The organism is Fodinibius salipaludis (genome assembly GCF_002287075.1).
In the GTDB taxonomy this organism is placed as follows: domain Bacteria; phylum Bacteroidota; class Rhodothermia; order Balneolales; family Balneolaceae; genus Fodinibius; species Fodinibius salipaludis.
In genome coordinates, this window is record NZ_NSKE01000008.1 from 90,377 (window position 1) to 112,686 (window position 22,310).

16 protein-coding genes are annotated in these 22,310 nt (G+C 42.9%); 12 read left to right on the top strand and 4 right to left on the bottom strand.

The genetic code is table 11. The annotated features are described in order from the left end of the window. Nucleotides 1-153: 153 nt before the first annotated feature. Complete coding sequence (gene pheA / locus CK503_RS11825) at nt 154-1,305, top strand: prephenate dehydratase (protein ID WP_095607029.1); 1,152 nt, start codon at nt 154-156, stop codon at nt 1,303-1,305. Nucleotides 1,306-1,749: 444 nt separating this feature from the next. On the opposite strand, the gene CK503_RS11830 is transcribed toward pheA, so the two are convergent. After that, entirely contained in the window at nt 1,750-2,196 is a 447-nt protein-coding gene (locus tag CK503_RS11830) for a hypothetical protein (protein ID WP_095607030.1), read from the bottom strand. A 249-nt stretch (nt 2,197-2,445) separates the two neighbouring features. On the opposite strand from CK503_RS11830, the gene CK503_RS16345 reads away from it, so the two are divergent. Then, a complete protein-coding gene (locus tag CK503_RS16345; RefSeq protein WP_255233407.1) occupies nt 2,446-2,580 on the top strand; it encodes a hypothetical protein in 135 nt (44 codons plus the stop codon). Between the two features lie 271 nt (nt 2,581-2,851). Here CK503_RS16345 and CK503_RS11835 read toward each other — a convergent pair whose 3' ends face one another. Then, nucleotides 2,852-3,988: a DUF2971 domain-containing protein gene (locus tag CK503_RS11835; protein WP_095607031.1), complete on the bottom strand. Its 1,137-nt coding sequence runs from the start codon at nt 3,986-3,988 to the stop codon at nt 2,852-2,854. A gap of 888 nt (nt 3,989-4,876) precedes the next feature. Continuing rightward, nucleotides 4,877-6,073 carry an exodeoxyribonuclease VII large subunit gene (gene xseA / locus CK503_RS11845; protein WP_095607033.1) on the bottom strand — a complete coding sequence of 399 codons (1,197 nt, stop codon included), beginning with the start codon at nt 6,071-6,073 and terminating at the stop codon, nt 4,877-4,879. A gap of 135 nt (nt 6,074-6,208) precedes the next feature. On the opposite strand from xseA, the gene CK503_RS11850 reads away from it, so the two are divergent. The 10 genes from CK503_RS11850 (at nt 6,209) to rpoN (ending at nt 20,803) form a co-directional block, all read left to right on the top strand. Beyond that, entirely contained in the window at nt 6,209-7,507 is a 1,299-nt protein-coding gene (locus tag CK503_RS11850) for a dihydroorotase (RefSeq protein WP_095607034.1), read from the top strand. A gap of 30 nt (nt 7,508-7,537) precedes the next feature. After that, nucleotides 7,538-9,532 carry a DUF3857 domain-containing protein gene (locus CK503_RS11855; protein WP_141239926.1) on the top strand — a complete coding sequence of 665 codons (1,995 nt, stop codon included), beginning with the start codon at nt 7,538-7,540 and terminating at the stop codon, nt 9,530-9,532. Nucleotides 9,533-9,587: 55 nt separating this feature from the next. Next, a complete protein-coding gene (gene tsaB / locus CK503_RS11860; RefSeq protein WP_095607036.1) occupies nt 9,588-10,250 on the top strand; it encodes a tRNA (adenosine(37)-N6)-threonylcarbamoyltransferase complex dimerization subunit type 1 TsaB in 663 nt (220 codons plus the stop codon). A gap of 255 nt (nt 10,251-10,505) precedes the next feature. Beyond that, nucleotides 10,506-13,112: a M14 family zinc carboxypeptidase gene (locus CK503_RS11865; RefSeq protein WP_095607037.1), complete on the top strand. Its 2,607-nt coding sequence runs from the start codon at nt 10,506-10,508 to the stop codon at nt 13,110-13,112. 244 nt (nt 13,113-13,356) lie between these two features. Next, nucleotides 13,357-14,208, top strand: coding sequence for an acetyl-CoA carboxylase, carboxyltransferase subunit beta (accD, locus tag CK503_RS11870; protein WP_095607038.1), 852 nt, complete (start codon nt 13,357-13,359; stop codon nt 14,206-14,208). 105 nt (nt 14,209-14,313) lie between these two features. Beyond that, a complete protein-coding gene (locus CK503_RS11875; RefSeq protein WP_095607039.1) occupies nt 14,314-16,503 on the top strand; it encodes a S9 family peptidase in 2,190 nt (729 codons plus the stop codon). 1 nt (nt 16,504) lies between these two features. Continuing rightward, complete coding sequence (gene obgE / locus CK503_RS11880; protein ID WP_095607040.1) at nt 16,505-17,515, top strand: GTPase ObgE; 1,011 nt, start codon at nt 16,505-16,507, stop codon at nt 17,513-17,515. After that, on the top strand, nt 17,490-18,638 hold the full coding sequence (dprA, locus tag CK503_RS11885; RefSeq protein WP_095607041.1) for a DNA-processing protein DprA: 1,149 nt from the start codon (nt 17,490-17,492) through the stop codon (nt 18,636-18,638). Before obgE ends, dprA begins: the two co-directional genes overlap by 26 nt. Before the next feature lie 60 nt (nt 18,639-18,698). Then, nucleotides 18,699-19,289 (top strand): DUF3109 family protein, encoded by a 591-nt coding sequence (locus tag CK503_RS11890; RefSeq protein ID WP_095607042.1) that lies wholly within the window; start codon nt 18,699-18,701, stop codon nt 19,287-19,289. Beyond that, the gene (rpoN, locus tag CK503_RS11895) at nt 19,286-20,803 is read left to right on the top strand and encodes an RNA polymerase factor sigma-54 (protein WP_095607043.1); all 1,518 of its coding nucleotides are present in this window, start codon (nt 19,286-19,288) and stop codon (nt 20,801-20,803) included. The genes CK503_RS11890 and rpoN overlap by 4 nt, the downstream gene beginning before the upstream one ends. Here the strand turns inward: rpoN and CK503_RS11900 are convergent. Then, nucleotides 20,796-22,301, bottom strand: coding sequence for a hypothetical protein (locus tag CK503_RS11900; RefSeq protein ID WP_095607044.1), 1,506 nt, complete (start codon nt 22,299-22,301; stop codon nt 20,796-20,798). The two genes, rpoN and CK503_RS11900, sit on opposite strands and share 8 nt — an antisense overlap. Nucleotides 22,302-22,310: the final 9 nt, after the last annotated feature.

Consider the following 22,310-nt stretch of genomic DNA (forward strand, 5'->3'; position numbering starts at 1 on the left):
TTCCGATGTTCTGCGTCGGAATATTGAGGACATATTTGTCGCCACACAGAGCGTTACGACAAGATTACTTTATAGATGCAATTTTCTCTTTCATTAAAGGCGGGAATATAATATTCTAAGAATTCTCACTCAGTATAATAGTACCCAACTTTGATGTCTGATAAGCTCAACTCTATTCGAAGACTGCTCGATGAAACCGATAAGACCATTATCAAGGCTTTGGCCAAGCGGCAGGACTTAGTGCGCGAAATTTCGGAGCTGAAAATTGATGATGAATCCGATATAAGAGATACTGAAAGAGAAGAAGAGCTACTGTCAAAAATAACAAAACTGGCTCGCGAAGCCGGACTTGATCGTTACTTTGCTGAGCAGTTGTTCAAGGATATTATTCATCACTCCGTACGCTTTCAGACCCATTCGCTGGTTGATTATCAGAATGAACAAAAGGGTGCCGAAACGGTTCAAGTTGCCTATCAGGGGACGGATGGGGCCTTTAGCCATCAGGCTGCATTCCGACATTTTGAAGAGCGCTACAGTCAGGTTGATTGTTTTGGTTATGACACTTTTCGTCAGGCTGCCGAGGCAGTAAAAGAGTGCAAGGTAGATTATGCGATTCTGCCTATCGAGAATACGACAGCCGGATCTATTCGGGAAACGTATGATTTACTGGCAGATGATGAACTCCACATTGTGGGTGAGGAGGCTATTCGGATCATTCACTGTCTATTGGCATTGGAAGACATCCCTGTCGATCGCATTCGTCGCATCATGTCGCATCCACAAGCTATAGCGCAGTGCAGTAATTTTCTGGCAAAGCTCCATGATTGTCGGGTGGAATCCTATATCGATACGGCGATGTCAGCCAAGAAAGTATTGGAAGATGGAGATCTTTCCCAGGCTGCTATTGCCGGAAGTTATGCTGCTGAGATTTATGGACTAAATATTTTAAAGCGTGATTTGGCGAATCAATCCGAAAACTTTACTCGTTTCGTGGTAGTCGGACCTCAACCGGTGGAAGTTGATCCGCAGATTCCATGTAAAACTTCTTTGCTTATGGTAACCACTCATGAACAGGGCGCACTGGTTGGCTGTCTGAATATTATTGCTGATCATGGTATTGATATGACCAAGCTCGAGTCACGTCCCAAGCCCAACGAACCATGGAAATACCAGTTCTATCTGGATATTGAGGGTAATATTGCCAATTCGGAGATACGAGTAGCCCTTCAGGAATTAGAGCAAGAAGCCAGTTCGCTAAAAGTGCTCGGGTGCTATCCTGCTCAAGTTGGGAATGGAGAGGAATAGAAGAAGTCCAAATTGCTAAAACTGTAAGTTTTTCTCCCTTTGAAGGTCGCCGACGCTTCATAGCACGGCCCTACGTAGCACTTTGGCGTAGTGGGCCTTTAGCGACGCAGCGGAGTGCCGCCGTAGGCGGGAGGGATGTTTCCTTTAGTTTCTTTATCCTATAGCTTAGTTGCGCAATGGATGGGAGAGAAAATAGATGTAGTGTCCCTTTTACCTTGATGCAAAAGGGACGAAAAGATCAAGACTTTGGATTCTGAACCCACTACGCTCGGCGGATTGGATAATTCTGATGGTCCATGACGTTTTGCGATATATTTCTGGTATAATACGGGTACAGAATTATCCTTTTCATCCGCTTTTTCTTCATTCAGAACCCAAGGTCGATTATAAAATCCTGAAACCTAGATGTGTTGGAATACAGCAAGTTTAAGCAGACATATAAAGCTATTGGGTTCTCCAATCCTGGTAAAATCGTATAAGATTTGATACGGAATAGATCAGTAAAAAGGAAGCGATCAGATAAGCAATTGATCCGGGATACATTACGATAAGCAATGCAATAATAAGTGTGATTACCCCAAATATGGCAAACTGAAATCCCAAAAGAAGAATAAGCCCGAACACTCCTAAAAAGGCTGCAAAAGTAACGGGTATAAGTTCGGGAAAAATAAAGATTACGATCCCCGCGACGATGGGAATAGCGGATAAGGTCGGGGATATACGGAATGTCATAAACAGTATGCCCAGGGCTACGAGGTATCCGCCTGCAATCAGGTAAAGAAAATTCGGATAAATGAGCGTGAGGCATCCCGTGGCCAGTGCCAACAGGGCATTGAGAATTTGCCGCTCACGGGTTTTATAATTGATTTGTATGCGGTATTGTTCAAGCATATTGGTAGAAAATTTAATACTGGATGAAAGATATTCGAATCTACTTGTTCATTATACAAGATTATTTTATTCCCTGCATGAAATCTGTTTTTAGTTGGTGGAAGTACTCTGTCCTTTTTATGTCAGCAAAAAATAGAAAAAAAACATGTCAGTTACGAGAGGGTTGTACCCTCGAATAGCTCTTACTTAGGCTTACCTCGGGGGTTGAACTCCCTTGAAACCATGTATTGACATGACTAAGCCCGAATCGTGTCCCATGCCAACAAACCCTGGGAATACCAGTTTTATCTGGATATTGAGGGTAATATTGCCAATTCAGAGACCGAGGCCAACCAAATACGCACGAATGAGCCCAAGACGCTTACCCCTGCGTATTCCGGATAGCTTAACAGCTGGCACATACCGTGTTGAAGTCCGCAACACGCGCTACAACAGGGATACCCTGCGGACGGGTTTGTTTATGACGTATCTTAATAAGCCATTCCGGCGTTATTTAACCCTATAACCCTCAATTAGACCACTTCACTATAGTGGAATAGGCTGCTTCGCTACCCTGAAGTACCCTGTTTCAGGTTAGTGGGGTGGTCTTTTTAGTATGTTTCCGCCTTTTAAGTCCAATCTAAAGGAGGATTGGGTAATATTTTTAGTTGTTAAATCAAAACGGTTTCAGCGTTTTAAATACACCATCAGGAGAATAAAACTTTAGAACTCCATTTTCTTTAACGACTATATATTCCCCATGGGTATTGGTCTCACTGTCATCATATCGAGTGCCTTGAGAAGTTTGTGATGCGATTTTTTGCTTTTCTGATTTATCCCCATTGGGATATATTCTTTCCAGGAATATATCACCATTCTTCTGATACAGCACTAAGCCACAACTTAAAAATGGAGTTTCATCGATCCATTTTCCGATGAAATTCCTTGTTTCATTTTGTAACTCATTAATAATTCTTTCTTCCTGTGTAATAGTTAAGCCTTTAATGGATATGTCAAAATAATCAGACTTATAATGAGTAGTTGCCCAAGCGCCTTCTCCATATTTCATATGAGGTAAATAGTAGGTCATAAAGACTCTACTTGCTCGTTGAAATACTTTTTCTTTGATGTCATGTGCAATTTGCGAGAGTTGATTCTCGGTGATTTTCTTTGGCAATTGGACTGTGATCATTCCTTTGTCTGCATATTGTTTATAAGTTTTTTCTACTATTTCATATTCAGATGATTGTTGATTTTTTTCAGTTGGTATTTCAAAAAGATATGCTGTAGCATCATCGTAAATATCGCAAACTGGCTCTCTTTCATATTTATATGAGTCGTCTTTGAGGTTGATCTGATAATAGTTGATCCCACGACCCTTCATCCGGTCCATTATAACTTTCTTCTTTTGTTCAGGCATTCTGAGTCCAAAATAGATACTCTCAACTGCTGAATAGTCATAATCTTGTCTTCCTGCTTCATCACTAACTATTCGTATTTCCTCTTCATAAGCCCAAGATTTTGATTTAGTACCTGCAAGTTTTCTAATTAATTGATTTGCCTCTCCATTCTTTAAATCGTTCATCCTAATAATAGGAGGACTCTTTGCATAATCTACTGAAAAATGAAAGAAATCTTGGTATATATTATCTTTCACAAGGGTTTCTAAATCATATTCAATACAAAACCCTGTATGCTCGCTTGCATAATGGGCCCATAATAATTCGTGTTTATATGTCCTTGATAGTGAATATATTCCAGCTTTAAATCTGCGAGATATTAAATCCTCAAAAGATTCATTGAGGTCTTCTATAGAATTGTGACTTAGATTGAATAATTTTTTAGGGAGTTAGTTTGATTTTTAAATGTATCCGCAATGATAAGAGTTTCGCAGGGATCATTAAGTTCAGAATATGTAGGTGCCCAGAAATAATTATTTTCAAGGGCATCAAGATCTCGTTCGAATGTGTGTTCAGTTCCACCCCGATACTTGTAAACTTCCATGTGCAAATGTCTTAATTCGATTAGGTTAGCTATCTTTCATAATATTGTAGATCATACACATTTTTTGCAACTGGGTTAAAACATATCACCCAATATTCGGATCAATATGGATATTTACCTTTGAACAAGAACTTATAATGAAGCAAGAATATGAAAATAGATGTGATGCATCTTTGGGTTTCAGCCAAAAGATACTAAAAGATCAAGACGTTGGATTCTGAACCCACGGCGCTCAGCGGATGGGATAATTCTGATGGTCGGTCACTTTTTGTGATAAGTCTGTGATATGTCACTGGTACAAATTATCCTTTTCATCCGTTTTCCCTTCACTCAGAATCTAAGGCCGATTTCAAAACCGTGAAGTAAGCAAGCTAAATCCCCTTTGGAGAAAGGGGATTTAGCTTGCTTAACGAAGCCCTGGCGTAGTTTAGGGGAATTGATTAACCCAAACTTTTTAATCCTTCTGACTTTCCCGCCTACGCCGAAATATTTTCAACTATAGCAGTCTTTTAAAATGGCTTAGTGCAGGCAGGCTTTTCAAAGGAGGAACTCGTTGTTTTGGTTGAGGAGTCCAAAAGTTGCCTCTTAGAAAATAGGGATTTAGAGAGAGATTGATCGCGACAAATAGTGAATTATTCTCATCCTGTTGCTCTGCTATGGGATAGAATACGTTTCGCACCAGAGGTACGAAACAAGTCTATTTCTCAAGGGTTTGCTTCCCATCTTTCCATTCGATGGTTGTTTCCTTATCAGCATCAAACTCGTCGACAGAACGAATCCATTCCTCGTTTTGCCAGATGCGTGAATATCCCTGTTCAAGGGCAGAATTGGGGTTTTTGAGCTCTAATCGATGACGCAATTCTTTGAGTTTATCATGTTTTTTCATGAAATGAACTTCACGTCGATGATGAATGCGATCTACAAGGTTGGTCACTTTCTCGTGATTGTTTGCTACCTTTTGCTGCACTACTTGCAGGGCATGAGATTGTACCAACTGTTGGATGCGTTCTTTTTGTTCTGTTGTTCGCTCCTGTATAATATCATGCAGACGCGTGGATAGGTCATCGGCAAACATGCGTACTTCGTTGATGTCAGGAGTTGCAAGAATTGCAGCTTGGGTAGGTGTGGCAGCACGGGCATCGGCTACGAAATCAGAGATGCTGAAATCTACTTCATGTCCCACAGCGCTTACGGTTGGAATGCTGCAATTGAATAGCGCACGAGCTACCGCTTCCTCGTTGAACGGCCATAGGTCCTCCAGCGAACCGCCGCCACGACCAATGATAAGCAAATCTATATTTTGTTCCTGTGAAAACCAGTTGATCGCCTTTACCAGCTGGGGCGCGGCATTAACGCCCTGCACACTTGCGTGATGCAATAATACTTCGGCTACCGGCCAGCGGCGTTGTAACGTATCGCGAATGTCGTGAAAAGCGGCTCCCGTTGCGGAGGTGATTACGCCAATTTTAAACGGAAACTTCGGGAGTGCTTTTTTGTGCTCGTCATCAAAAAGTCCTTCTTCTTTGAGTTCTTTCTTGAGCTTTTCAAAGGCTTCTTGCAGCTTTCCCTTCCCGGCCTGCTCCACCGATCGCACAATCAGCTGGTACTTTCCGTGCGGCGGATACACTTGGATATCGCCGCCGGCAATAATTTGCTGACCGTCTTCCAGTTCTATTCCTAAACGCTGATTAACCCCACGCCAGATCACCGCCGAGAGTTGTGCGTCTTCATCTTTGATGGTAAAATAGGTGTGCCCCGCCCGACTGGTAGAGGCGTTACTGACTTCCCCCTCAACTTTAATGTCAAGGAAATTGCCTTCAAGCAGGGTTTTTATTTCGTCGGTTAAATCAGAAACCGAGAGTATTTGTGGAGTGAAAAGATCCGATTGATCCATTGTAAAAATCTTTGAGTGGTAAGTATTCAGCGGTTATCTTTGTTTTTTAATGACTTATGGCTGACAGCTATTTGCAGGTTATTGAATTCTGTTGAAAACATGTATATTTGCTCACAAAAATAACGGAAAGTTTTTATGAGTTACACGCCTAATTTATTGTTACGGAACGTCAGGCCGGTCGGTGGTGATTTTGACGGTTCGCAAACGGTTGATATCCGTATAACGGATGGGACTATTGCTGAGATTGGTACTGAATTAAATCCCCAAAAAGAGAATGAGACAATCCATGATGCCGGCGGGGCGTATGTTTCTGGCGGATGGATGGATATGCATGTTCACCTGCGGGAGCCTGGTTACGAGCATAAGGAAACAATAGAAACCGGTTGTGCTGCAGCGGCTTTTGGAGGATTTACAGAAGTGGCCTGCATGCCCAATACAAATCCACCTATTCACACGCGGGATGTCGTGGAGTTCATTAAGAAAAAGTCTGAGCAATTACCTGTTGAAGTGCATCCCATCGGTTGTGTTTCCAAAGAGCGAGAAGGTGATTCTATCGCTGAGATGAGCGACATGAAAGAGGGCGGTGCAGTGGCGTTTAGTGATGACGGTGATCCGGTCTATAATTCGCAGCTGATGCGCGTGGCGCTGGAGTATTCGTCCATGCTGGAGATGCCTATTATTAATCACGAAGAGGATTTAAAACTTTCTCGACCGGGCCACATGCACGAAGGAAAAGTATCGGCACGGTTGGGAATCGACGGTACGCCCGGCATAGCTGAAGAAACCATGATTGCCCGCGATATTCTTCTGGCCCAATTTACCGGTGGACATATTCATGTGGCGCATATCAGCACGGCTAAGGCAGTGGACTTGGTGCGACAGGCGAAGGCCGATGGTATCAATATTACGACCGAAGTTTGTCCCCACCATTTTGATTTAACGGACGAAGAAATTGAACGACGTGATTTCGATACCAATGTAAAAATGCATCCCCCGCTACGAACGCAGGAAGATGTGAATGCGATGATTGAGGGACTGGCTGACGGTACCATTGATGCCATTTGTACCGATCATGCGCCTCATGCGATTGAAGAGAAAGAAGTGGAATTTATCTATGCGCCCAATGGAATTATCGGCTTGGAAACGGCATGGAGCATTAGTGTAAAACGATTGTTGGACTCAGATGTGCTTGATCTGCAAACATTACTGACCAAATTTGTAGAAAAGCCGCGGGAGATTTTGAACTTAGATATTCCCAAAATAGAGGAGGGGACAAAGGCTAACTTAACCCTTTTCAATGTGGATGAGGAGTGGACATTTTCAGAGTCAGCAGTACGATCTAAATCCAAGAATTCACCTTATTTGGGTGAAGAGTTAAAGGGACGAGCAGAAGCTATTTACAATAACGGTCGATTTGTGATTAATGAAATTTAATTACAGAATGAATCGGCTGGCAATACGTTATTGAGTTCTAAATTTGAATTGATGGCATTTCTTTTGGATCGATTTTTTATCACAACTGCATGTATTGTACTGCTTGGCATTAGTGGGGTCACGGCACAAAATATGCCGGATGCAGAATTTGGCAGTATCCCTGACTCGCTTTTTCAGATGCAAGCCCCGGAAGATGATATCCCCTACCGGATTACCAATAAAGAGCTTAATGTGTCTTTTCAGGAGGCCGATGAGTCAATATTAGCGGTGTTAGAGCATCACATCCGGATTAAAGTCTTTGACGATTCAGTTCAAGAAGCATCAGTTGTTGCAATACCATATTATTTTGAAAATGATATGGAGCGCGTAACTTCTCTTGAGGCTTATACCTATTTGCCTTCCGGTGGACGTGTAGCTTTATCAGAGGAGGATATTCGTACCATCAACATTAATTCGCGTTATAATGTCAAAGAGTTTGTTATGCCCGCTGTCGAGGATGGTGCCGTTATTGAATATCGCTATACGATTGAACGTCGTTATATCGAGGAGCTACCCGACTTTTATCTTTCTCACAAAGTGCCGACAGATAACGCTAAACTCACGATTACCTATCCCAAATATTTGCGATATCAGTCATATACCGAAAATTTTGATGGAAGAATAACACATGATGTGGTGTATACCGATACCAGCTCGGTTCCCAAAGTCTTTACCATACCACAGCCCCAACCCGTTGTTACTGAGCGATGGATGGCCAGGGATATCCCGCCCGTTAAAGAAGAGGCTTATATAACTACGCTGGATGATTACCGCGGAAAGATTAAATTTTTACTGAGTGAGTTTGGGGTTCCACGTCAACAGCTCGAAAATAATTGGGAAGTTGTTGTAGCTCGAATTCGGGATAAAACGGATCCCTGGGAATCTATTAATGAGAACAACGAGGCGGAAGCAGTGGGAGACTCAATTGCAGGCTCCTTGGATGGAGTTCCAGAAAGTCAGGTTCAGGACAGTATCTATCACTACCTGAATGAGCGCGTTAATTTTTCGGGCCAGCATACGGCTTTTAGTCAAACTTCGGGGGAAGAAGTTCTTACCGGTGAACCTTCCAACCAGGCAGCCATTAATCAGACGCTTGTTGCTATGCTTAAGGGGGCTGGTATAGAAGCGAATCCTGTTTTGATTTCAACTCGACAATCGGGAAAAATAAATATGGATTTTCCCTCTTTCTATCAGTTTAATGGGTTGATGGTCCGGTCAGAAATTGACGGACAATCATACCTGATGGATGCCGGCTTTTCATATAGTCAGCCGGGGTTAATTCCAGTTGATACTTATGGCAGTCGCGGCTTGGTGCTCGGAGAAGATGAGTACGAATGGATCGACATTAATCCCGATAAAAGTCTTTTTGATATACAGATTCAAATTGACGGCCAGCTTGACCGAAATGGCACACTTCGGGGCACAGTGGAAGCTGTGCAGCAGGGGTATCCGGCCCAGATAATACGCCAACAAAAGGCGGATGGAAACAGTGACAGTGAGATTTTTCGCCAAACGCTATTTGATGGATATCCTCAAATGAGTGCTAAAGACGTGGTAGTAAAAAATGCGGAGAAATATGGAGAACCGATAGAATTTACCGGTGAGTTTGAGATCGAGAACTATGCTACGAGTTTTACTGATGGACTCAAATTTAGCCCTATGGTTGTGGGTTATAGAAATGAAAATCCCTTTTCCGGTCCCGATCGCAATCTGCCGATCACGCTTGATGCACCCGAAAAGTTAGACCTGTCGTATTCAATAAAACTGCCGCAGGGCTACCGTGTAGCTGTTAATGCCGGCCGTACAATCAGATTTTCCGGGGCTGAGTTTATAGAACGGTACGACAATACAACCGGCCAGCTTGACTATCGATATCAAATTAATATTGATCAGCGAAATTTTTCTGCCGACTATTTTCCATCGTTGTATAAGTTATACAACCGGTGGGTTGAGCTGAGTAACAGCTCATGGCTTATCGAAGAATAACAGTTATCATAGAAGTCGTTATTGTTATAACAGAAATCTCAATGAAAGAAATTTAATGATGCTGCTTGCTTTGGAAACGGCAACAAATGTGTGCTCAGTCGCTTTTTGTGATGAAAACGGGACGATCTATGAGCAGAGAACCGACAAGCGTGGCACGCATTCCGAGCAGCTTTTCCTTTTTATTGAACAGTTGCAGGAAGAGCACGGCTTTCAAGTGGAAGATCTTGATGCTGTTTTGGTAAGTGAGGGGCCGGGTTCGTATACGGGATTACGTATTAGCGCCAGTGCAGTTAAAGGATTGCTTTTTCAAACGGGGGTACCCTTGGTTGGTATAAATACACTGGCTTCGTTTGCTATGGGAGTAAATCAGAGATATTCCGAAGCCAACCATATTCACAGTATTATTGATGCCCGACGTGTACACGTATATCATCAAAAATTTGTATTCGATGATGACCAATTAACGACTGATGATGAGGTTGAAGTTATACCGATAAAGGCATTTGAAAAAATGTTGCGAAAGGGAGATATCATTATTGGGACGGGATTAGGTAGAATTGACCAGCAGGTACTGGATAAGACAGAAACATTTGGTATCGAATCAATAACGGCTAAATCACTTATATCGCTATATCAAGCCGGCTTTTCTGATTTTTATCAGGAGGAAGATCCGGAAATGTTTGAGCCGAAATACTACACTTCCAATCAAGTTAGTTAGTGGGAATGGCGCAGGAGAGGTTTCTGCTATTTTGGGATTGATCTCCGGCATCGAACAGCTTGTTTCGTCATTTCGGTGCAGTGCGTATGAATACAGAATTCGGTCAGTTCTCAAAAAATGTAAATCAACTTGATATAGGTTTGCACATGGGTGACATTAGAGCAAGTTTGTGTAAACGATTTGGCAGATTATTTTTGTAGTTTCTTACAATTAATTTGAGCAAAACGGATCAGAAAAATACAAAGGGATATTAGCATGAATGTAGGTATAACAAATTTAGGAAGGGTTATTGTAATTGCGTTGATTGCCGTGGGCATTGGGCTGCCATCGGGAGTAATGGCACAGAATAATTATTACTTTCCGGAAGCAAATGAAACGGAATTTGACGAGCAGATTCCATCGCCTGCACAGTTTTTGGATTATGATATTGGTACACATTACACAAGGCATGATCGCATTGTAGCGTACTTAAAGGAATTGGCCCGTATATCGGATAAAGCAAGTTTTCAGGTTATTGGAGAAAGCTATGAAAAACGTCCGCAGGTAGTGTTGACGATTTCCTCACCGGAGAACCATTCAGATATTGAAAATATCCGCAAAGAACATCTTACGCTTCTTGATCCGGAAGCACCTGTATTAGATCCCGAAGAGGGAAAGGCTATTGTTGCCCTTAATTACAGCGTACACGGAGATGAAACTTCCAGCGGTGAGGCAGCCATGCTGACGGCTTATTATTTAATAGCAAATCAGAGCCAAGAAACGCAGAATTTTTTAGATGAGTCGGTCATACACATCGATCCGGCTCAAAATCCCGATGGACGCGATCGTGCGGCACATTATCACAACAGTTTTAAATCCTTCCCACCGGTTGCCGATCCGGCCGATGCTGAACACAATCAGCCTTGGCCGAGCGGAAGAACAAACCATTTTCTGCACGACTTAAACCGTGATTGGTTTGCGGTAACACAGAAGGAAAGCGAAAATCGTGTCGATTTTTATCACAAATGGTATCCTAATGTGCAGATCGATTTTCACGAAATGGGAACCAACAGTACGTATTACCTTGAGCCGACGAAGCCGGTTCGGACCTGGAATCCCATCATCCCGGAATACCACTACGAGGTAATGAATCCATTGCTGGCCGAATATCATACTGAAGCGCTTGATGGGCTTGGCGCACTGTACTGGACGAAAGAAGTTTTTGACAATATTTCGCCTATTTACGGATCGACCTATCCTGATATTCAGGGTGGTGTGGGAGTTACATTTGAAGTTGGTAGTTCCCGGGGATTGGTACAGGAAAGTGATGCAGGTGAAGTGACTTTCCGATCAACCATTCTTAAACATCTGCATACCGGTATAGCCACAGTGCGTGCCGCCGTTAATGAAAAACAGAAACTGTTCGAATATCAGAAAGATTTCTTCCAGTCAGCCCTTGAGGAAGCAGAATCACAGCCAACAAAGGCTTATGTTTTTGGGGATGAAGAGGATCCTTCGCTAACACACAAATTTTTGGATTTAATGCTCAAGCATCGTCTTGATGTGTATGAGGTGGAGTCGGATCTTGAACAAGATGGAAAGGAATTTAAGGCCGGAAACAGTTATATGGTTCCTACGGATCAAATCCATTACCGGGTGATCCATGATATTTTTGAAGCCAATACCTCTTTCCCTGACAGCGTATTTTATGATATTACCGGTTGGTCACTGGTGCATGGCTATGGCATACAGTATGAGGAGTTGGAGTCCGATAATGTCCGGGATTTTCAAGGGGATCAGGTTACCGAGCTTCCCGAACGCAATGGCACGGTAAAAGGTGGGACATCAGAATATGCTTACCTACTGAAATGGTCAGATTATAATGCGTATCCAGCCTTGTATGATATGTTGGATTCGGATTTGACGGTGCGTGCGGCACATAAACCATTTACAGCAAATATAACTTCAAATAATGAAAAGGAGTTTGGGTATGGTACGGTTGTGATATCTGTTCGGGAGCAAGATCAGAAACCAGGCGATTTATATCGCAAGTTGCGTTCTGTAGCTAAAGCTCATAATGTCACATTTTACTCTGTAGATACTGGGATGACGCCATCGGGAATCGATCTGGGAAGTACAAATATCCTTCCTATAGATAAACCTGAAGTAGCGATGGTTGTGGGAGAAGGAACCAGCAGTTATGAAGTTGGTGAAGCTTGGTTTTTGTTAAATATGCATGTTGGCATGGACGTGACTAAAATTCGAAGTCGACAGTTTCCCCGAACCAATCTACAGCGATATAATACCATTGTGCTTGTCGATGGTGATTATAGTGACTGGAATGAGGATACTGTGGATAAATTGCAACATTGGGTAGAGGCCGGTGGCGTACTTATTACCAATGAGGATGCTTCCCGGTGGACAATCGAGAAGGAGCTGGTTAGTGAGGACTTAATAAAGACGTTCCCTGAGGATACGACTGAGTCCAAAGAGCGCTATGATTATGAAGAACAGGCCGACCGGTGGCGAGCAAGTACTATCCCGGGTACGATTCTGGAAGCGGATATCGATCCGTCGAATCCCATTGCATTCGGGGTGCCGGATCGACGACAGTTGTTTATAAAAAATAGCAGTCTGTTTCTTAAGCAGAGTGAAAATCCCTATGGAACAGTAGCTCAATATACAGAACAGCCATTTGTAGGAGGGCATATTAATGACGAGAATTTACAAAAAGTTAGCGGAACTTCGGCGATCGTAGCTCGAAGTGAAGGGCAAGGTAAAGTTATCTTGTTTGCTGATGATCCCAATTTCCGAAGCTATTGGCATACAACCAGTCGATTATTCTTGAACGCCATTTTCTTTGGTCAGAACCTGAGTCTGTAGTTGATTATGAACTTAGCTAAGTTGTTTGGTTTATTAGAAACACAGTTTCCGTGTCGGCCACATCTATCATAGTTCGGTATGATATAGCTGGGATTAAAAATTATTCTTGTAATAATTCTTATCTCAAATTTCGGTTAGTTAAATGGCTAGCTTTGCAGGTAAGAAGACTATACAAATAAAAGATTTTAGCTTCGACCGATAATCATTATTTTTGGAAATCATTTAAAAATGAAACAGGACATACATGACTTGGTTTAAACGCAAGGACAAAAATATACAAACCGATCAGCGTAAGGAAATGCCGGAAGGTGTTTGGGTTAAAGTGCCCAAAACCGGTGAAACGGTACACCGCCGGGAACTTGAGGATAATCTTTGGGTAGATCCCCTGAGCGGTTATCACTTTCGCATCGGGAGCGACGAGTATTTTTCTTTCTTATTTGATAAAGGCGAATTTGAAGAGATTGGTCAGGATATTGTACCCACCGATCCGCTGGAATTTGAAGATCGCAAGAAATACAGCGATCGACTCGATGAATATCAGGAAAAAACAGGTAAAACGGATGCTGTGCGCGTAGGTATCGGCAAGATGAACGATTTGGATGTCGTTATTACCTGCATGGATTTTAATTTTATTGGTGGCAGTATGGGTTCGGTCGTAGGGGAGCGAATCGGTATGGCCATTGACCATGCCCGAAAAAATGAGAAGCCCCTTATTATCATTTCGCAATCGGGCGGTGCACGCATGATGGAGAGTGTATTGAGCCTGATGCAGATGGCCAAAACATCAGCCAAGCTGGCACAGCTCGAAGAATCCGGAGTACCCTATATTTCGCTGATGACGAACCCAACGACGGGTGGTGTGACGGCAAGTTTTGCAATGCTCGGTGATTTCAATATTGCCGAACCGGAAGCGCTCATTGGTTTTGCCGGACCGCGGGTCATTCGTCAGACTATTGGTCGCGATTTGCCTGAGGGGTTTCAGCGGTCGGAATACTTACTTGATCATGGCTTTTTGGACTTTATAACACCACGTCCCCAAATAAAAGGTAAGCTTACCAAGCTGATCAAAATTCTGCTCCACAAGTACGAGGAGTAAATACAATTAAGCATAATCAATAGCGCGATTTCCTATCGCTCAATGTTTGTTCGAATGGCACTCCGAAGTTTCGGGGCGCCATTCGTTGTATTAAAATTGTCTGTTATGAAAAAACTGTTTCTATTTATTTTTGTAATAGGTTGGCTGATTCAGCCGGCCTTGGCTCAGGAAAAGAAAGCAATAACATTTGAGCATGTTGTTGATCAAACCTTTTCTCCTGAAGAAATACGCAATGTAAACTGGATGCAGGATGGGCAGTTTTATACTGCGCTGGAGCAAACCCAAAATGATATTGAACTTCGAAAATACAACATCCTTGAAGGAGATTACGAGGTGCTGGTATCTGCTACCGATTTGCAGGTTGAGGATAGAGATAAGCCCATTCCCATTCAGGGATACCAATTTTCATCCGATGAAAGAAAGATCTTAATTAAATCGGATGTTGAGCGGATTTGGCGACGCAGTACGCGAGAAAACTATTTTGTGTATGATCTCGAAACTGGAAAAACACAAAAGCTGACCCGGTCGGATCAAAAGCAGCAGTACGCTCAGCTATCACCCTCGGGAGATAAAGCCGCTTTTGTGCAGGAAAATGATCTCTACCTGGTGGATTTGGAAACCGGTGAAGAGAAAGCAATTACTGAGGATGGAAAATTCAATCATATTATAAACGGGGCTACCGATTGGGTTTATGAAGAGGAATTCGGTATCGCGAAAGCGTGGTATTGGGCGCCCAATGGAAATAAAATCGCTTTCTATCGCTTTGATGAGTCTCATGTGAAAGAGTTTTTTATGACGGACTGGGGGGAGTTGTATCCCGGTCTGACACGTTTCAAATATCCCAAAGCCGGTGAAGAGAATGCAATTGTAAAAATTGGCGTATACGATCTGGAATCCGAAGAAACCACGTGGATGGATGTGGGATCGGAGAATGACCAGTACATTCCCCGTATTAACTGGACGAAAGATTCCGAGGTTCTGGCGATTCGACGTATGAATCGGCTACAGAATAAACAGGATCTGATGCTGGCTGATGTAAATACCGGTGATACGGAAATCATCAAAACAGAAACTTCAGATGCCTGGGTGGATGTTAACGATGATCTTAAGTTTTTGGAGAATCAAGAGCAGTTTATTTATGTAAGCGAAGAATCGGGTTATAATCATATTTATCTGTATGATATTTCCGGTGAGCAGATTCATCAGATTACGAAAGGCGATTGGGAAGTAACCAATTATTTGGGATATGATGAGAACTCAGATAACATTTACTATGTGAGTACAGAAGAATCTCCGCTGCAGCGTCATCTGTACAGTATCAATATTGATGGAAGCGGCAAGAAAAAGCTGAGTAATGGTGAGGGTTGGAACGGCATCAATATGAGTCGGGACTATGAGTATTACATTAAGACGACTTCGTCGCCCGGAAATCCACCCACCTATACCTTGCATAAAGGGGATGGCACGCAGGTCCGGATACTTGAAGAAAATGAAGTGTTGGAAAAAAGACTTTCGGAATATGCGATGCCATCAAAAGAGTATATTGAGATACCCTTAGAGCAGGCCACGCTGAATGGTTACATTATGAAGCCGCATAATTTTGATCCAAAAAAAGAGTATCCCACGCTGTTTTATGTATACGGGGGACCGGGCAGCCAAACGGTTACAAAGAGTTTTAGCTCGGGCCAGCGGGCTATGTGGCATAAATATATTGCCGAGCAGGGATATATTGTGGTGAGTGTTGATAATCGTGGGACAGGGGCCCGTGGACGAGATTTTGAGAAACAAACCTACAAAAAGCTGGGTCAGTACGAAGTTGAGGACCAAATTGATGCTGCAAAGTATTTGACTGAAACCTACAACTTTATTGATGAAGGTCGATTGGGTATCTGGGGATGGAGCTACGGAGGATATATGTCGAGCCTGGTACTTGCACAGGCCAACGATCTTTTTGATACCGCCATTGCTGTAGCACCGGTAACAAACTGGAAGTATTACGATACGATTTACACCGAACGTTTTATGCAGACACCACAGCAGAACCCGGAAGGATACAGGAAGGGTTCTCCTATTACGTATGCCGATCAGATTGAAGGAAATTATTTATTGGTGCACGGAACCGGTGATGACAACGTTCATTTCCAGAATTCTGTTGAGTTAGTAGATAAGCTGGTGGCAGAAGGCGTCCAATTTCAGTCGATGTATTATCCGAATAGAAGTCATGCTATTTATGGAGGCAATGCACGCAAGCACCTCTATGAGATGATGAGTAATTTTATTTTAGAAAATCTATAATATGGGTCGAGTTCAATTTGCCGATTACGCAAAAATTTATGTTACCGGTGGCAACGGCGGAGCAGGATCAGTACACTTTCGCCGTGAGAAATATGTGCCTAAAGGCGGTCCCGACGGTGGGGACGGCGGGGATGGCGGTGATGTGATCCTCAAAGGTAATGAACAGCTTAATACGCTTCTTGACCTCCGGTATCGAAAATACGTGAATGCCAAAGACGGAGAGCGTGGTGGTCCCAGTAAAAAGAAAGGGAAAAGTGGAAAGGACGAGATCCTTGAAGCACCGCTGGGTTGTGTAATTTATGATGCTGATACCAAAGAGCGTTTGGGAGAGATCACTGAACACGATCAGGAGATAGTGGTTGCCCAGGGCGGCAAAGGTGGACTGGGAAATTGGCACTTCCGAAGTGCTACAAATCAGACGCCGCAACATGCTCAGGATGGTGAAGAAGGAGATGAGCGTGCCATTGAAATTGAGCTCAAACTCATTGCCGATGTCGGTCTCGTTGGATTTCCCAACGCCGGGAAAAGCACATTGCTTTCGGCTATATCCGGGGCTAAGCCTAAAATTGACTCTTATCCGTTTACTACCCTACAGCCTAATTTGGGGGTGATTACCATGCCTGATTACCGAACATTTGTAATGGCGGATATTCCCGGTATCATTGAAGAGGCGCACGACGGGCGGGGGCTTGGGATACAGTTTCTACGTCATATTGAGCGCAATAACGTACTTTTATTCATGGTGAGCTCGCAGCAAGATATTGAGTATGAATACAATGCGTTGCTCGAGGAATTAGAGCAGTATCGGGCTGATTTGCTGGATAAGCCGCGTATTTTGGCGATTACAAAAATGGACCTTGAGGAGAATTATGAGCTTGATGAAGAGAAAAAAGTTGATTTTGATATCCCGGTAGTTGAAATTTCGTCTGCAACCAACTACCATATAGATGAACTGAAAGAAATCATCTGGGAGAAATTACAAGAAGTTGAATCAACAAGAGAAGACGTATAAACCGCCGATAAGAGAATTTATAGCCTTACATTTGCTGGATAATCTGGGTGCACAGCGCATCCGGTTATTGCTGCAAGCCGTGGAGCATCCACAGCTTATCTTTCGTCTTGAGCGTCATGAGTTGGAGTCCATACGTGGAATTGGCCCTAAGACAGCCGAGGAAGTGCTGGGGTTTAACGAGTGGGATGAGGTTGATCAAATCCTTGAAAAGACCGAACACACCGGCGCACAAATCATGACGTATTGGGATGACGATTATCCCAATTTGCTGCGCGAAATTTACGACCCACCGCTCATGCTGTGGATCAAAGGGGATCGTTCGGTACTTGATACTGATGCTATTTCTATTGTTGGCACACGCCGAGTGGGGAACTATGGTAAAGAAATGGCCCGGAAATTTGCAAAAGAGCTGGTTGACCATGACTTAACGATTGTTAGCGGATTGGCTTATGGAACAGATGGGGCTGCCCATCAGGCTGCGGTAGATGCCGGTGGAAAAACGGTGGCCGTTCTTGGGTCGGGTATTGATTGGATTTATCCCAGTGACCACAAAGGATTAGCCAAAGAAATCGTAGCGACCGGCGGGGCAGTGATTTCTGAATTTCCACTTGGAACGGCGCCGGAAATGGGCAATTTTCCTGTTCGCAATCGTATTGTTAGTGGAATGAGTCTGGGAACATTGATAGCGGCATCGGGCTTGGAGGGCGGAAGCATGATTACGGCAAAGTCGGCATTGGATCAAAACCGGGAGGTATTTGTGATTCCACATCCGGTCGGGCACCCCAATGCCATTGGCTGTAACAGTCTCATTAAGAGGGGGATGGGAAAGCTTGTTCAGAATGTTGAGGATATCCTAACCGAAATTCACGTTCATATCAAGGAGAAGAAAAATGAATCAGATTCTGCAGGTATATCCAAACCTTCTCAGAATAAATGGAAATCTATGGAGTTGGATAACCTGTCAACAAGTATTTGTGAAGTGCTGGCAGAGGAATCGTTGCATATTGATCAGTTGGCAGAACGGTTGGAAATTGAAACGCATAAATTGATGCCAAAGCTCTTGGAGCTCGAAATGCAGGACGCTATCCGTCAGACAGCAGGTAAAAACTTCGAGTTGTTATAATCTGATCTTGTCTCTATTCTATTTTTAAATTAGCCGTCAGAAAAGGTATTTTATTTCCAAATGTTTAGAGTTCAAGACACTATATTATCTGACGATATTGCAACGGCCCGCTTTGCCTGCGACTTGCCGAAGTGCAAAGGAGCGTGCTGTGTGGTCGGTGATGCAGGTGCGCCTGTTGCGGATGATGAGCTTCCTGAGTTAGAACAAGCATTTGAACTCTTGGAGGATGAGTTACACCCTGAAGCTCGTAAAACGGTTAAAAAACAGGGCATTGTACAACAATCGAAGCATGGATTAGAACTATCGTGCCGCGAAAATGAAGAGTGTATTTTTGTTATCTATGATGATGGAGTAGCCTATTGTGCTATTCAAAAGGCGTTTCTGGAAGGTCGCATAGAATGGGAAAAACCGATAAGTTGTCATTTATATCCCATCCGGCTAAAAAAAGTGGAAGAAACAGAATATGCTAATTTTGAATACGTCAATAAATTATGCTCGGCGGCTTGTATAAAAGGAAAAAAAGAGGATATTTACTTATCCGAATTTTTAAAAGATCCGCTTGTCCGTCGTTACGGTAAAGATTGGTATGATGAATTTGAAGAAAGATGTAAGGAAATGAGAATATCGAATAGTGAGGCCGCTGTACTATGATTAAAACTGGTCAGCAAATGAATCAAAAGCAGTCGCAACAACAGCGACTGTCTCCTCAGCAGATACAGTATATCAAGTTGTTGCAGCTGCCGACGGTGGCGTTGGAGCAGCGTATCAAAGATGAGCTGGAGGAGAATCCGGTATTGGAAGAGGGAGAATCTGAAGATTCTTTTGATGAGTTAGAGGAGACGGAATGGGAAGAACAGAAAGAGGAGGAGCTGGAACCCGTTGATCAGAATGAGGAGATTGACTGGGATGAGTATATGCAAAATACAGAGTACGACGGTGAAAACTATAGCGGTGGATCGAGCTATTCCGGAGGGGGCGGTGACGAGAGCTGGCGTGATTTGCCGAATCCCTATCACGAATCGTTACTGGAAGAGCTCGAACACCAGGTCAGTCTGCTTGATTTTAATGAAGAGCAAAAGTTGATTGCAGATCAGATTCTGGGTTCGCTCGATCATGACGGATATTTTCGTCGTGAGATTGAGGCCGTTGTCGACAATATTGCGTTTAATCACGGGACGCTAACCAATGAGGAGGAAGTCGAGAAGGTAAGGAAAGAGATTCAACAGTTAGATCCACCGGGCATTGCCTCGCGCGATTTGCGTGATTGCCTGCTTGTGCAACTCGAACTGATGAATGATGAAAAAGGCCGCGATGATGCTATTAAAATGCTGCGCGACCACTGGGATCTTTTTGAGAAAAAACACTTCAAGAAGCTTAAAAAGAAGCTGGATATTAATGATGAAGAACTCCAAACGGCTTTTGATTGTGTTACGGGGTTGGATCCCAAGCCGGGAGCCGTAGGAACGGCTGTTGATGCTACTTCTAATTATATCGAGCCTGATTTTGAGGTTTACTATCAGCCGGCCGAGAAGGGGGAAGTTGAGGGAGAAGAGGAAGGTGATTTTGTGATTTCACTCAATAATGGAAATGTGCCGCCACTACGTATCTCACCACGATATAAAGAGATGTGGGACGATCTTAAAAAGAAGAAAAAGTCCAACAAACAGACAAAAGAGACCAAGAACTTTATTAAGAATAAGATAGAGTCGGCCCAGTGGTTTATTGATTCCATTCGTCAGCGACAAAATACGCTGATGAATACAATGAAAACGATTGTGGCTCTGCAGGAAGATTTTTTTAAGTACGGGGAGGGATTAAAGCCAATGATCCTGAAAGATATTGCCGAGCGGGTAAACCTGGATATCTCAACTATATCTAGGGTAGTAAACGGAAAGTACGTACAGACACATTTTGGCGTCTTTGAATTGAAATACTTTTTCAGTGAAGGTATTGAAACCGAAGACGGTGAAGAGGTTTCAAGTACAGAGGTGAAAAATGCTGTGCAGGAGATTGTGGATAATGAAGATAAACAGAGTCCGCTTAGCGATCAGGCGATCGTTAAAAAACTGAAAAAGCGAGGGTATAAAGTAGCACGCCGTACGGTCAGTAAATATCGTAAGAAGCTGAATATTCCTGTGGCTCGTCTGCGAAAGCAGATTATGTAAGGTTTAGCGCCAAGGTTAACACGTCCATCCATTGCTCATTTGTAGAAAACCATATCAGAATACCTGCAATTATTATTGTGTAGGGAATGGCAGTTTTAAACAAATGCTTGATTTTAGATCTTGCAAAGCGAATAATATCAAGTGCAGAAAAGTTGTAGCTAAGTAAGAATAGCAGCAGTGCAAAAGCGGTAAAAAGTGCTGCACTTTTGGATTCCGATGTTGAAAAGAAAGTGATTGCAGCAGTACAAAATAGAAAGTTAAGCTGCAACGGCCATGCATATACGGTTGCTATCTGTGTGAAGGATTTTATCTTCTTGTGGCTAAAATAGAGCCAGATAATACTTGAAAGAGAAATCAATAGAACCAGCAGAAAAGTCCATATAAATATTGATAGTGGGCTATTTCCAGCTATTGAAAGCTCCGGGAAATGATGAAAAAAGGCTTCTTGCCCTATTGGAGTTAAGAATATAGAAAATACTACATACGTGGCTGTGGATAACAGTAGTGCATTTTGTAAAATGATGATGACGGCAGGCATCGGGGACCGAATGAGGCGCTTAAAAATATCATCAATAAAAAACTTGTGAGCAGTAAAGTATCGGAATAATGATTTACGATATAAGGGGCTGGTATTGTAATGCAGTGCCAGGCTTCCCCAAATTAACAAAAGCAGAACCATAGGAAGAACGGTGTTGTCCGGTGTAGGAATAGTTTCATTTGGAAGAGGAAAAATGAGTTCTGATTGGGAAGAAAGGGTTTGTAAGATTTCTGTAAATTGCGGATGTGTTTTGACCATCATAAGAAGCCATCCCGAATCTACAAAAATCGTATTGTTTTTAGATTGATCTACTGCTGATACAAAGTTTTTGAAGGGCTTTAAAAACGGCTTCAGTTCATCCGAAGGAGTATAGTAGAGATAGTTGTTCGTGTTTGCAGCTGAAAGTGATAGGGAATAAACATTTTTGGGCGTTACAGGGATATTAATAATCGAAAATGAAACTACAGAACTATCTGTCACGAGTGCAGACCTGCTCTTGTGATATAAATCTATCCCTTTTGTCTGCTTAATTTTTTCGGCAAACGAAGTAACTGATTCCCAAAAGGCGGGGTCGTATACACTGCCGTAATTAAATAAGCCTATTGCCTTTACCGAGGGTTGTGACAGGTAGCTTGTAGCGTTATTCTCAATGTGGGTAATAAGGCTCGAATCAGGGTTGGAAAAGGTATGGGTAACGGGGAAATTTATATCCAAATTACCATATACATTAAATCCCAACCTGTCGATTTGATTCCATACCTCACGAGTAGGCGGAGTATCGATTTCCAGGATCGAAACTCCAAGCTCGTGAAATTGTTGCAGCTGTACATTGGCTGAGTCGGTATTACTGGGGATATCCCAAACTACCCCCAGCTGTGACTGGCCGTATAGTTCTTCGGTTTGGGAAACCCCGAGCAGTAAAAGGGCAGCGAAAAAATAATAAAATCGAAAGTTTGTCAATGTACGGGA

Bases quoted from the DNA above. Each gene is read 5' to 3' on its own strand.
- pheA (WP_095607029.1), top strand. From the start codon at position 154: ATGTCTGATAAGCTCAACTCTATTCGAAGACTGCTCGATGAAACCGAT.
- CK503_RS11830 (WP_095607030.1), bottom strand. From the start codon at position 2,196: ATGCTTGAACAATACCGCATACAAATCAATTATAAAACCCGTGAGCGG.
- xseA (WP_095607033.1), bottom strand. From the start codon at position 6,073: ATGGATCAATCGGATCTTTTCACTCCACAAATACTCTCGGTTTCTGAT.
- CK503_RS11850 (WP_095607034.1), top strand. From the start codon at position 6,209: ATGAGTTACACGCCTAATTTATTGTTACGGAACGTCAGGCCGGTCGGT.
- tsaB (WP_095607036.1), top strand. From the start codon at position 9,588: ATGATGCTGCTTGCTTTGGAAACGGCAACAAATGTGTGCTCAGTCGCT.
- CK503_RS11865 (WP_095607037.1), top strand. From the start codon at position 10,506: ATGAATGTAGGTATAACAAATTTAGGAAGGGTTATTGTAATTGCGTTG.
- accD (WP_095607038.1), top strand. From the start codon at position 13,357: ATGACTTGGTTTAAACGCAAGGACAAAAATATACAAACCGATCAGCGT.
- CK503_RS11875 (WP_095607039.1), top strand. From the start codon at position 14,314: ATGAAAAAACTGTTTCTATTTATTTTTGTAATAGGTTGGCTGATTCAG.
- obgE (WP_095607040.1), top strand. From the start codon at position 16,505: ATGGGTCGAGTTCAATTTGCCGATTACGCAAAAATTTATGTTACCGGT.
- CK503_RS11890 (WP_095607042.1), top strand. From the start codon at position 18,699: ATGTTTAGAGTTCAAGACACTATATTATCTGACGATATTGCAACGGCC.
- rpoN (WP_095607043.1), top strand. From the start codon at position 19,286: ATGATTAAAACTGGTCAGCAAATGAATCAAAAGCAGTCGCAACAACAG.